The sequence below is a fragment of the Nitratidesulfovibrio sp. HK-II genome (genome assembly GCF_003402415.2).
Lineage (GTDB): Bacteria > Desulfobacterota > Desulfovibrionia > Desulfovibrionales > Desulfovibrionaceae > Cupidesulfovibrio.
In genome coordinates this window covers 40,329-52,436 of the sequence record NZ_AP036014.1, presented here as the reverse complement: position 1 = coordinate 52,436, position 12,108 = coordinate 40,329, and the positions used below count along the sequence as shown (strand labels likewise).

The window sequence follows — 12,108 nt, the reverse complement described above, 5'->3', positions numbered from 1 at the left end:
CCGCTGGTGAAACACATCCCTTTACAGAGGTCAACAAGCCCCGCCCGCTGCGGCCGGGGCGCTGCCCCTTTCGGGCCGGCCCCCGAAAGAAAACGGGGAAGGGCATGCGCCCCTCCCCGTGTCTTTTCTCCGCCGCCAGGGGCGGCCACCCACCGGGACGAACCTACCGGTGCGCTTCCAGGTCCTTCAGGAACTCCGGCCGCACCTCGAAGCCGCAGGCCATGGCCTGGTCGGCGAACTGCACGGCCTGGGCGAACTCGCCCCGTTCGTAATGGGCCAGCGCCAGGTTGTTGTAGGCGGGGCCGAAGCCGGGTTCGCGCTTGATGGCCTCGCGGCTGATCTGGATGGAGGCCTCGTAGTCGCCCTGCATGTAGTAGGCGGCGCCCATGGTGGCCATGGCCTGGATGAAGTCCGGGTCCCACTTCAGGGCCTTTTTCAGGGCCTTGATGGCTTCTTCCGGCTCGCCGCGCTGCAGGTGCACGAAGCCGATGTTGCTCCACGGCACCGGGAACTTGGCGCGGCATTGGGCCGCTTCCTCATTGTAGCGCAGGCAGCCTTCGAGGTCGCCGCGCTGCAGGCAGATGCCCCCAAGCTGCACGTAGGCTTCGGCCAGGCGGGGCGAATTGCGCACCGCGCTCAGGAACGATTCTTCCGCCGCCACGAAGTCTCGCTTGTGCAGCAGGGCCACGCCAAGGTTATAGTGATGGTTGGCGCAGTTCTCGCTTTTTTCTATTTCGGCGCGCAGATCGGCGATGTACTCGTCAATGTCATCGTACTTATCCTTCATCGACGTGACCCTCCTTGATCAGAATATTGTAGTACCACACGCAGAAATCGAACACGCCGCGGTACTTTTCGTCCTTGTTGACGATGCCGAGGGCGGTTTCAAGCGCGCCACGGCCGTATTCGTTGGTGTAGTCCTTCTTGTTGGCGGTCTGCAAAAATTCGCGCACAAGCTGCTGGGTGGTACGCTTGGTGATGTCCTGGCGCGTGTCCAGCGGGTCGTTGGGCTTCTGGAAGGGGTCCCAGTTCTCGTAGCCGATGCGCTCCACGTACTTGCGCCGCCGGGGGGACATGGCGTCCCAGATGGCGCGCTTCTGGACTTCCTCGTCCGGCGTCAGTTCCCGCGTGGTGCTGTCGCGGAACATGGAGCCCGAAATGTTGACCATGCTCAGCCCTCCTTCTTCGCGGGGCCGACACCAAGGTACGTGTTGTCGTATCTGGTGATCAGCGCCATGGACACGGGCACGTACACCTGGTCCAGTTCGCGGTAGCGCGACTGCACGGCCACCAGGATCTCATGGCTGAGGCCCGCCAGGCGTTCGTGGATCTTGTCCAGGGCCACGGTGGGATAGCGCCCGCCAGGGGCGAAGCCGGTGCGGCCGCAGGTGTGGGCCACGCCGCCGATGGCGGTGGGAATGCCGTACAGGCGGCAGGTGATGGGGCGGTGGGCGTACATGGCGCAGGTGTCGTCGTCGCCCAGCAGGGGGCAGCGGATGCGCTCGCGCGCCACCTCGGCCAGCAGTTCGGCCGAATCGCGCCCGGTCAGCGATTCCTTGTACAGGCGGCGCTTCAGGCGCACGGCGTGGCGGTCTGCCGCGTCGGCCCGCTCGAGAATGGCGGAACGCTCGGCCCCGAAGCCAAAGGCTTCGGCAAAGCGCTGGTTCAGGTACATGGCCTCCACCAGGCCGAGGTCGAACAGGGCGTGGCAGCAGTCGCTGCAACCAAGGCCGCAGGTCACGCAGTCGGCATGCTGCGAACGCACGCGCTCGAACAGCGCATCGGCTTCCGCCACCAGTCGTTCATATTTGGCGAAGATTTCCGTCAGGTCCACGGTCATCCATTCTGCTCCTTGGGGGCCGCGCGTGCGCGACCGTCATGCGATGGCCCGACAGGTTGGCGTATCGGGCGCTGGGCGGACTCGGTCGTTCTGTGGCCGGAATGCACACCCCAAGGTTGCCGGTCGCGTCTGCACGGTTGGAAAAATCGGCAGATCGGGCCGGGTGGCCGGGCGAACGGGTCGCGCGGCTCCCGCGCGGGCGTGCGGATGTGCGGGAAATCGCGATGCGGCAGGCTGCGCCGTGCGTGCGGGCGGCCGGACACGGGAAGGCAACCCCCCTTCCCCTCGTGCCTCTTCTGCCCCGTCCACGGGGACAAGGTTTCGAAGCCCCCCCCCCGCGAAGCGTCCGGCACTGGAAAATCCGGCCCATGATGCGGCAAATGCCGCCGGACGGCGCAAACGTCGTCCGGCGGCATGACGTGCAGCAAATCCGGAAAGGCGGCGACTAGTTCTCTTCGACGGTGATCGCGCCGGCTTCGCAGACTTCCACGCAGGATTCACAGCCCAGGCATTCTTCCTCGTTCACGGGAACAGCCTTGCCGTCCTGCAGTTCGTAAACTTCGACGGGGCACACGTCCACGCATTCGCCGTCGCCGGTACACTTATCGGTGTCAACAGTAACAGTCCAACCCATGTCATCCTCCAGGCGTGTTTTTCGGCCGACGACGTAGTCGGCTCTTTGGGAACAATTCCCTGTCCTGATTGCGGAAAAACCGCGTCACGACAGGGTTTGACGGCTTACCATCGAAATTGCAGATAGCTGGCGTCAACCGGGGTGTCAAGCGCTGACGCAAATTCTCACCCCTGCGGCCGACAGGAATTCTCGCGGCGCGAAATTCGCGCCTTCCTAAACCGCCAGCGACACATAGTAACCCTTTCCCGCGCGCTGGATGAGCAGGGTCACCTTGCCCGCCAGACGGTGCCGGGCAAACGCCTGCGCGAAGTCGCGGGTGGAGTTCACCCGCACCCCGCCCACCTGGCGCACCACGTCGCCGGGGGAAAGCCCCAGCCGCGCGGCCGGGCTGTTGGGGAGCACGACGTTGATGCGCACGCCGTTGCCTTGCGCCTCCTGCACCCGCAGGCCCCAGCGCCGTTCGGCCAGGCGTTCCGCCGTTTCCTGCGTGAGCACCGCCGGGGTCATGCGCAGGGTGGCCGTCTTGCCTTCGCGCAGTATGCCCACCTCCAGCGTGTCGCGGTGGGTGTAGTTGCGCAGCAGCATGATGTAGGCGTCCTTGTCCTCTATGGGGTTGCCGTTGATGGACACCAGCACGTCGCCGGGGCGCAGGCCCGCCTTTTCGGCGGGCGTGCCCTGCTGCACGTCGGTCACCAGCATGCCCGAGGCGCGCTTCAGCCCCAGCCAGGCCGCCGTGCGCTGGTCGATGTCCTGCCCCATCACGCCCAGCCACACCGGGTCCACCCGGCCCTGGCCCAGCAGTTCCTCGACCACGCGGCGGGCCTTGTCCACGGGAATGGCGAAGCCGATGCCCTCGCCCTTGGCGTAGACCGCCGTGTTGATGCCGATGAGCTCGCCCATGATGTTCAGCAGCGGGCCGCCGCTGTTGCCGGGGTTGATGGCCGCGTCGGTCTGGACGAGGTCGGTGATCATGCCCTGCTCCACCTTGATGGACCGTCCAAGGGCGGAGACCACCCCGGTGGTCACGGTGTGCGCGAAGCCGAAGGGGTTGCCGATGGCGATCACCGTCTCGCCGGGCATGAGGTCGGCCGAGGTGGCCATCTTCACGGCGGGCAGGTTCTGCGCGCCGGGCACGCGCAGCACGGCGATGTCGAAGTCGGTGTCCGAGCCCAGCAGTTCCGCGTCCAGCGAGCGGCCGTCCAGCAGGTGCACCGCGATGCCCGTGGCCCCGGCGATGACGTGGGCATTGGTGAGCACGATGCCGGGGTGCCCCCCGTCCGGGTTGATGATCACCCCGGAACCCAGGCTCCGCCGGGTCTGGCGCTGGGTGGGCAGGCTGGGGAACATCTCGCGGGCCGATTCGTCGTCCATCAGGCCGGGGAAGGGATTGAAATTGCGTTCCACCACCCGCGCGGTGGTGATGTTGACCACGGCGGGGGCCACGGCGCTGACCGCGCGCACCACCGGGGTGAGGCGCGGGCTGTTTTCCGGAATGCCCGCAGGCAGGGCGGGCGAGCGCGGCGTGGGCACGGTGATGGCCGGGCGGCCGGGCTGCGAGGACACCGGCTGGTCGGCCAGCAGCGGCGGGGGCGGAGATTCGGCGGCCAGGGCGGACACCTGGAGCGGCAGGGCCGCGAGGGCCACGGCCAGAATGCCGTGCCAGGTAAGACGGGTGAGGCGGACGAGACGGCGGGTTGCGCGGCGTCCGGCCTGACCTGCCTGACCTGCCTGACCGGCCTGAACGACCTGAACGGCATGGGCAACGGCGGCCCGTCGCGGCGAATCTCTATGGATGGACATGGTGGCTGCTCTCCGTGGTGTGCGTGCTGCGGTTTCGCACGCACCACTATGCGACCTGCCGGGGGCAACGGCAAGGGGGGTGGCGCGCAATGGCCCGCAGCATGCGGGAACCCAGGCGTGGCAGGCGGCGCGCTGCGTGAAGCAGCATGCCCGCACGGCACAATGGCGGCGCGCCCGCACGGGCTCATGCGTCCCTTCGGCCCGGCTTGGCTCGGCCCGGCTTGCCTTGCCCGGCCCGTGGCGCTACCGTGCGCCGGTTCCCGTTCCACACCGACACATCCGGGGGTTTCCCATGCCGTCTCTCTCTCCGCGCCTTCTCGACCTCATCGCCGCCATCGACCCCGTGGACCACGGGCACGACACGGCCGGTCAGGCCCATCTGGACAATCTCACCAAGCCGCGCGGCAGCCTGGGCCGTCTGGAAGACCTCGCGCTCCAGATGCACCGCATCCAGGGCGGCGCGCGCCCCCTTGCCGTCGACCCGGCGCGCATCTTCACCATTGCGGGCGACCACGGCGTGGCCGCCGAGGGCGTTTCGCTGTTCCCGCAGGAAGTGACCCGCCAGATGGTGCTCAATTTCCTGAACGGCGGCGCGGGCATCAACGTGTTGTGCGCCACCGCGGGCATCGACCTGCGCGTGGTGGACGCCGGGTGCCTGGGCGACGACTTCGACCCGCACCCGCAGCTCATCCGCCGCAAGGTGGCCCCCGGCACCGCCAACATGACCCACGGCCCGGCCATGACCCGCGAACAGTGCGAGGCCGCCCTGCTGCTGGGCGCGGAGCTTGCCGCGCAGGCCGCCGCCGACGGCTGCCGCTGCGTGGGCACCGGCGACATGGGCATCGCCAACACCACCCCTTCCACCGCCCTGTACTGCGCCTACCTCGGCCTTGATCCGGAAACCGTCACCGGCCCCGGCACGGGCCTGGACGCCCACGGCGTGGCCCGCAAGGCCCAGGTCATCCGCGCCGCCCTGGCCGCCAACCGCCGCGCCATCGAATCCGGCGACCCCGTGGACATCCTGGCCGCCGTGGGCGGGCTGGAAATCGCCGCGCTGGCGGGCCTCATCCTGGGCGCTGCCCGCCACCGCCTGGTGGCCGTCATCGACGGTTTCATTTCCTCCGCCGCCTATACCGCCGCCTGGAAAATAGCCCCCGCCGTGGCCGGGTACTGCGTGTTCAGCCACGCCTCCGCAGAACAGGGCCACAAGGCCATCCTGCACAAGCTGGACATCCGCCCCCTGCTCGACCTTGGCCTGCGCCTTGGCGAAGGCACCGGCGGCGCGTTGTCCATCTTCCTGCTGCGCAGCGCCGCCGACATCTTCGAAAAGATGGCCACCTTCGGCGATGCCGGGGTGGATGCCGGGAAGTAGGGAGAAGCTAGATTTGATGGAAGAGAACCGGGGGAAGGGAACTTTTGAAAAAGTTCCCTTCCCCCGGACCCCCATCCCTCAAAACTTTTTGTATGGGGGAGAGCAAAGCCGCTTGGCTTTTTGCGGAGTTGATATTTCCAATGCTTTTCAAGTGAGCCGCGCCACGCATACAGGGTGTAGATGAAACTATGTAGCGGGTGAGGCCGTGGCTTTCGTACCTTTTGCCCATCAGACCAAATGAAAAGTTTGGGAGGATGGGGGGCCCGGGGGGAAGGAACCTTTTTTAAAAGGTTCCTTCCCCCCGATTCATTTCATGGATTGCCTTTGTCTATTCCTGCGCCAGCACCTGTTGGGCATGACTGACCACATGGTGGGTCAGGGCATCAAGCAGGCGGGTGCGCAGTCCCCAGCAGTGCCAGAAAAGGTGGATGGGCACGGCACGGCCGGGAGCGAGATCGACCAGGCGGCCGTCGGAGAGATGGTGGCGGGCCTGGGGCAGGGGAATCATGCCGTAGGCAAGGCCCTGGGCAACCACGTCCACGAACCGTTCGGACGAAGGAATGTAATGCAGCGGCAGGCTGCGGGTGATCTTTTCAAAGGACGCGGCGCTGGGCAGCAGGCCGCGCAGGAACTGGTGATGCACCTCGTCGGCGCGGTTGAAGATCACGGCGGGCGCGCGGCACAGGGCGGCCTCGGTGAGCCCGACGGGGAACCACTGCGCGGCGAAGTCCGGCGCGGCCAGACACAGGTAGTCCACCCGGCCCAGGGGCAGGCAGCGGCAGCCCTGCACGGCGGCGGCGCGGGTGGACACGGCGGCGGCCACGTGGCCGTCGCGCAACAGAAGATGGGTGCGCTCCTGATCGTCCACGGACAGGTCCAGCAGGGCGCGCTCCGCGCGCAGGAACGGGGCCACGGCGTCGGGAAACCACGTGGCCAGGCTGTCGGCGTTCACGGCCACCGGCAGGGTGGTCCAGGGGATGTCGGCGATTTCGGAGTCATCCGAATCCGGCCAACCGGATGCGCCGCCAGCACCGCCCTCTGGCCGCAGCGCGGCGGCCAGATCGGTTTCCAGCAGCCCCACCTTGTCGCAGTGTGCCAGCAGGCGGCGGCCCTCGTCGGTGGCGCGGGCCGGGGTGGCGCGCACCACCAGCACGGTGCCCAACTGGTCCTCCAGCGCTTTCACCCGCTGCGATACGGCGGACTGCGTCAGGTGCAGCACCCGTGCGGCCCGCTCGAAGCCCCCTTCACGGATGACGGCGGCCACGGCCTCCACAAGTCGGTAATCAAGCATGGCCGATCATTACTTATGCTTATGCAACAGCACAACAAGTAATTTCACGCATGGCCCGGAACGGCGTAGTGGGTAGGCGTACCGGCCTTGCCGGGCATCCCATCCTGCTTCAGGAGTCGCGTCATGCACCCTACCCCCTACCTTCAGGGCCTCGGCATCGGGGCCAGCCTGATCATCGCCATCGGCGCGCAGAACGCCTTCGTGCTGACCCAGAGCCTGCGCCGCAACCACCACATGGCCGTGGCCGCGCTGTGCGCGCTCATTGACGTGGTGCTGATTACCGCCGGGGTGGCCGGGGTGGGCACGGCGGTTGCCGCCAGCCCGCTGCTGCGGCAGGGCGCGGCAGTGGGCGGCGCGGTGTTCTTGGCGTGGTTCGGGTTCGGCGCGTTGCGCTCGGCCCTGCGGCCCGGCATCCTTGAGGCCGACCGGGCGGTGGGCGACGGTGGGCGCACCAGCCTGCGCCGGGTGCTGGGGGCCACCCTGGCCGTGTCTCTGCTGAACCCGCACGTGTACCTCGATACCGTGGTCATGCTGGGCGGCATCAGCGGGCACTACCCGGCGGCCGAACGGCTTTCCTTCGGCGCGGGCGCGGCCACGGCCTCGTGCCTGTGGTTCTTCGCCCTTGGCGGCTGCGGCAGGGTGCTGGCCCCGCTGTTCCGCAAGCCCGTGGCCTGGCGGGTGCTGGACGGCAGCGTTTGCCTGGTGGTGTGGGGCGTGGCCCTGTCGCTGGCCCGGCAGGCCTGGGCGGGGTAGTAATCCTTTTGACGCGTGGCGGTCACCACCCGTTAGGCGGAAAGGACCGCATAACGGGCGCGCCTCCCTCGACACTGTGAATTAGTCTGCGGCGCTGTTTTTCAACAAAGAAAGTGAGGCCCCGATGCCGGGACCTCACTTTCTTTTTCTACGGTCTTTGTTTCGTTACGCGCAGCCACAGGTGGCGTTGCCGCAAGAGGGAATTTTGTTCTCTGCCAAGGAAGGCCGTCGTTCCATGGAGGGACGTGCGGCAGCCGTTAGGTGAGCTTGCGAACCTTACGGATGGCGACCGCAGCGCGCTCTTTCCGTACTCGACCGGAATGGAACGGCGGACTGACGCAGGCAGAGGACAAAAGGCGCCTTGCGGCTATGCCACCTAATCCCGTTCGCGCGGGGTCGCCGGTTCCACCGCCAGGCGGAAGCCCCGGATCTGGTTGCCGTTCATGACGGAGAGCACCTCTTGCGCGTAGTCGGCGGGCACTTCCACGAACGATACGCGGTCGCGGATGTCGATGGCCCCGATCATGCGGCCGGGTATGCCCGTTTCGCCCGCGATGGCCCCCACGATGTCGCGCGCGGTGACGCGCATCTTGCGGCCCACGTTCAGGAACAGGCGCACCATGCCGGGTTCGGCCCCGGTGCCCGCAGGGGTCTTTTCACCGCCGGGCACGGCGTCGCCCAGTTCACGGCGCATCAGCAGCTTCAGCAGCGCGGCGGCCATGTCCACGGTGGTCACGTCCTCGTCCAGGAACGATTCCACGATGTCGGTGTACTTTTCCAGCTCGCCCGCCTCGATGTGGCGGCGCACTTCGGCCAGCAGCTGGTTGGTCTTCACCGTGGCCACGTCGCTGGACGTGGGCACCTGGTGCTGCACGATGTGCGCCTTGGTGAACTTCTTGATGTCGCGCAGCTTGTAGAAGTCGCGCCCGGAGACAAAGGTGAACGCCCGGCCGGAACGCCCGGCGCGGCCGGTGCGGCCGATGCGGTGCACGTAGTGTTCGACCGCGTTGGGGATGTCGTAGTTGACCACGGCTTCCACGTCGTCCACGTCGATGCCGCGCGCGGCCACGTCGGTGGCCACCAGGATTTCGATGCCGTTACTGCGGAAGCGCGCCATCACCCGGTCGCGCTGCGACTGGTTGAGGTTGCCGTGCAGGCCGTCGGCCTGGTAGCCGCGCCCTTGCAGGTGCTGGGTCAGTTCATCCACGCCGCGCTTGGTCGAGCAGAACACGATGGCGCGCTTGGGGTTGTACAGGTCCAGCACGCGGCACAGCGCCTCCAGCTTCTGGAAGGGCCGCACTTCGTAGTAGATTTGTTCGATGCTGGGCACGGTGACCTGCTTCTGGGTCACCTTGAGGAATTCGGGCGTCTTCAGGAAGCGCTGGGCCATGTCCAGGATGGCCGGGGGCATGGTGGCGGAAAAGAACACCGTCTGCGCTTCGCTCCGCACCTGGCCCAGGATGTGCTCGATGTCGTCGCGAAAGCCCATGTCGAGCATTTCGTCGGCTTCATCCAGCACGGCCATGCGCACCGTGGAAAGGTTGATGGTGCCGCGCTCCATGTGGTCCATGACGCGGCCGGGGGTGCCCACCACCACCTGCGCGCCGCGGCGCAGGGCCTTGAACTGGCGGTCGATGGGCTGCCCGCCGTACACGGGCAGCACGTACAGGCCGCGCTTGCGCGAGGAAAGCTGGGTGAGTTCTTCCGCCACCTGGATGGCCAGTTCGCGCGTGGGGCACAGGATGATGCCCTGGATGTCCTTTTCGCGCGGGTCGATGCGTTCCAGCAGGGGAATGCCGAAGGCGGCGGTCTTGCCGGTGCCGGTCTGGGCCTGGCCGATGACGTCGCGGCCTTCCATGATGTGGGGGATGGCCAGCGCCTGAATGGGCGAGGCTTCTTCGAAGCCCATCTCTTCGATGGCTTTCAGGATTTCCTTGGAAAGGGACAATTCTTCAAAACGTAAGGTTTCCATTCTCATTCCTTCGTGCGCGGGGCGCTCGGCGACGCCGCGACGGGAAGTGCGCTGGCGTATCGTGCCAGTGCTTCCTGCTTCCTGTCGGGGGGCAGCCGTTTGACGTGATGCTCGGCCTTCTGTGCGGTGCTGCGGTCAGGGAACGGGGCGGTGGCGACCAGCGTGACCGGGCGGCGCGAACGCGTGTAGCGTGCGCCCCTGCCCCGGTTGTGCTCGCCAAGGCGCCGTTCCATGTCCGTGGTGACGCCGCAGTACAGCGTCCCGTCGGCACAGCGCACAAGATAGACAACCCATTTGTATGTTACCGCCGCGTGTTCCATGGAGGTGCCGAACCGGGGCACACGCCCCGCTTGCTCCAGACCTCCCGCGCACGATGCCAGACATGCGCGAAACCGGAGGCGATGCCCTGTGCCCGTGGGCCGGAATCCGCATTCCGGCGCGTGGCGCGCAAGGCGTGTTGCAGTGTTGATGGTGCGGGTCCGTTGCCACGAGCGCGCGGCCGGTGTCCTGTCTTTTCCAGATTACGTGCTGCATCCACACGCACGCGAGGATTTTTTGGCGCTGGCAGGTGTTTTCCTTCGGCGGCAAAAAAGATCGTGTGCCTAACAGTAGGCGCAGCCTCGGCCATCCTCGCCCATGTCCAGGGTGATGGTGTCGCCGGGCTTCATGTCGAACAGCCGACAGTCGGGGGCATGGTTGCGCAGTTGCTCGCGAAAGCGCTCGGTGTTCTGCTCCAGCACCGGAAAAGTGCCCCAGTGCATGGGCACCACCGAGCGGGTGCGCAGCATGGCGCTGGCCATGGCCGCCTGCCGCGCGTCCATGGTGAAGGTGCCGCCGATGGGCAGCATGGCCAGGTCGATGGAATGCAGCCGTCCCCACAGCTCCATCGACGAGAAGATGCCCGTGTCCCCGGCGTGGTAGAAGGTGAAGCCGCCCGGCATGGTCACGATGTACCCCACGGGTGCGCCCGACTCGGACGAGTGGAAGGCCTGGGTCATGGTGACGGAAATTTCCTTGTGCGCCACCGTGCCGCCAATGTTGAAGCCGATGGAGTTCAGCAGCAGGCCGGGGCGCAGCCCTTCTTCCAGCAGACGCTGGGCCGTGCCCACGATGCATCCCAGCAGCGCGCCGGTGGTGTTGCATATCTGCACGGCCTGGCCCACGTGGTCGCCATGGTCGTGGGTGACCAGCACGAGGTCGGGCGGGGCGATGTCGCTCCACGGGGTGGACGCCGAGGGGTTGCCCTCGAAAAACGGGTCCACCAGCACGTTGGCCCGGTCGCAGGAAATCTGGAAATTGGCGTGGCCGTGCCATGTGAGACTGTATTGCATGGTCTGATCCTGCCTTTCCGCAAAAAAGGTTTCCGCACCGGCGCGGCCATGCCGATCCAGGACCGTTCGTGCCCGGACGGCGGGGGGCGCCCGCGATGCGGCCACGGAAACGTTGCCCTGGCCCTTCGGTGTCGACGCAACACCGGGGAGTCGGCGTTTCCTCTCGCTGCCGCGCGGCCGTGGCGGCGCGGGCTATTCCCGTTCGGCGGCCTCGCCCCAGCGGGCGGCAAGGGCATTGGGCACGCCGATCTGGTCCAGAATGCGCCCGGCAAGGTGGTCCAGGATGTCCTGCACGCTGGCGGGCCGCGCGTAGAAGCCGGGGCAGGGCGGCATGATCACCGCGCCCGCCTCGGCGGCGGCCAGCATGTTGCGCAGGTGCACCCGGCTCAGGGGCGTTTCGCGCACCACCAGCACCAGCGGGCGGCGTTCCTTCAGGGTGACGTCGGCGGCGCGGTGCAGCAGGTTGCTGCCGGTGCCGTGGGCGATGGCGGCCAGCGTGCTCATGGAGCAGGGGCAGACCACCATGCCGTCGTGGGGCCACGAACCGCTGGAGGGCGGCGCGCCGAAATCGCGCGCGTCGTGCACCACGTCGGCCAGGGCCAGCAGGTCTTCGGCGCGCAGGTCCGATTCAAGGGCCAGCACCTGCCGGGCCGCGTCGGACACCACAAGGTGCGTCTGCACGCCGCCTGACAGCGCAGATTGACCAGCGAGATCAGGCTGACCAGGCAGGGTGCGCGCGGCGGCGCGCAGCCCGCGCAGCAGGGTGACGGCCAGGGGCATGCCGCTGGCGCCGGATATGCCGACCACGAAGCGCTTCATGAAATCTCCGGAATCATGCCCGCATCCATGGCGTTGCGTGGTGCTGCCGCGCGGCGCGCGGACAACCTGCGCATGACCGTTCCGGCTGGCATCCGCCAACGTCCTCTGGCATCCGGCAGTGCGGACCGAGCCGATGCCGTACCAGCCGGGGTGGAAAAATCAGACGGACGGCGGCCGGGGCGAGAGGGGCGACGCAATGGGGGTGGGGTGGGAATGTTTTTATCGAAAATGTGCACGACACGCCATGCCTGCAAGGCCGTCCGACACGATTTTTTTCAAGACCGTCACACATTGGC

The 12,108-nt window shown here is 67.2% G+C and carries 12 protein-coding genes; 2 read left to right on the top strand and 10 right to left on the bottom strand.

Annotated features, from left to right (window positions below):
* Nucleotides 1-163: 163 nt before the first annotated feature.
* From RVX_RS00215 to RVX_RS00195, 5 genes are all read right to left on the bottom strand, one after another.
* Nucleotides 164-787, bottom strand: coding sequence for a tetratricopeptide repeat protein (locus RVX_RS00215; RefSeq protein ID WP_116307310.1), 624 nt, complete (start codon nt 785-787; stop codon nt 164-166).
* Complete coding sequence (locus RVX_RS00210; RefSeq protein ID WP_007525518.1) at nt 777-1,169, bottom strand: hypothetical protein; 393 nt, start codon at nt 1,167-1,169, stop codon at nt 777-779. The genes RVX_RS00215 and RVX_RS00210 overlap by 11 nt, the downstream gene beginning before the upstream one ends.
* Nucleotides 1,170-1,171: 2 nt before the next feature.
* Nucleotides 1,172-1,840 carry a YkgJ family cysteine cluster protein gene (locus RVX_RS00205; RefSeq protein ID WP_116307312.1) on the bottom strand — a complete coding sequence of 223 codons (669 nt, stop codon included), beginning with the start codon at nt 1,838-1,840 and terminating at the stop codon, nt 1,172-1,174.
* 445 nt (nt 1,841-2,285) lie between these two features.
* Nucleotides 2,286-2,474 (bottom strand): ferredoxin, encoded by a 189-nt coding sequence (locus RVX_RS00200; RefSeq protein ID WP_007525515.1) that lies wholly within the window; start codon nt 2,472-2,474, stop codon nt 2,286-2,288.
* 213 nt (nt 2,475-2,687) lie between these two features.
* A complete protein-coding gene (locus tag RVX_RS00195; protein ID WP_230404731.1) occupies nt 2,688-4,274 on the bottom strand; it encodes a trypsin-like peptidase domain-containing protein in 1,587 nt (528 codons plus the stop codon).
* A gap of 292 nt (nt 4,275-4,566) precedes the next feature.
* Here RVX_RS00195 and cobT point away from each other — a divergent pair, with 292 nt between their 5' ends.
* Complete coding sequence (cobT, locus tag RVX_RS00190) at nt 4,567-5,646, top strand: nicotinate-nucleotide--dimethylbenzimidazole phosphoribosyltransferase (RefSeq protein ID WP_116307316.1); 1,080 nt, start codon at nt 4,567-4,569, stop codon at nt 5,644-5,646.
* A 328-nt stretch (nt 5,647-5,974) separates the two neighbouring features.
* On the opposite strand, the gene RVX_RS00185 is transcribed toward cobT, so the two are convergent.
* On the bottom strand, nt 5,975-6,937 hold the full coding sequence (locus RVX_RS00185; protein ID WP_116307318.1) for a LysR family transcriptional regulator ArgP: 963 nt from the start codon (nt 6,935-6,937) through the stop codon (nt 5,975-5,977).
* A gap of 123 nt (nt 6,938-7,060) precedes the next feature.
* On the opposite strand from RVX_RS00185, the gene RVX_RS00180 reads away from it, so the two are divergent.
* Complete coding sequence (locus RVX_RS00180; RefSeq protein WP_116307320.1) at nt 7,061-7,690, top strand: LysE/ArgO family amino acid transporter; 630 nt, start codon at nt 7,061-7,063, stop codon at nt 7,688-7,690.
* Between the two features lie 376 nt (nt 7,691-8,066).
* On the opposite strand, the gene RVX_RS00175 is transcribed toward RVX_RS00180, so the two are convergent.
* From RVX_RS00175 to RVX_RS00160, 4 genes are all read right to left on the bottom strand, one after another.
* Entirely contained in the window at nt 8,067-9,662 is a 1,596-nt protein-coding gene (locus RVX_RS00175) for a DEAD/DEAH box helicase (RefSeq protein WP_116307322.1), read from the bottom strand.
* Between the two features lie 2 nt (nt 9,663-9,664).
* Nucleotides 9,665-9,982: a GIY-YIG nuclease family protein gene (locus RVX_RS00170; protein WP_116307324.1), complete on the bottom strand. Its 318-nt coding sequence runs from the start codon at nt 9,980-9,982 to the stop codon at nt 9,665-9,667.
* A 282-nt stretch (nt 9,983-10,264) separates the two neighbouring features.
* Complete coding sequence (locus tag RVX_RS00165; RefSeq protein WP_116307325.1) at nt 10,265-10,993, bottom strand: metal-dependent hydrolase; 729 nt, start codon at nt 10,991-10,993, stop codon at nt 10,265-10,267.
* A gap of 192 nt (nt 10,994-11,185) precedes the next feature.
* Nucleotides 11,186-11,812, bottom strand: a complete 627-nt coding sequence (locus RVX_RS00160; protein ID WP_116307326.1) for a UbiX family flavin prenyltransferase — start codon at nt 11,810-11,812, stop codon at nt 11,186-11,188.
* Nucleotides 11,813-12,108 lie beyond the last annotated feature (296 nt).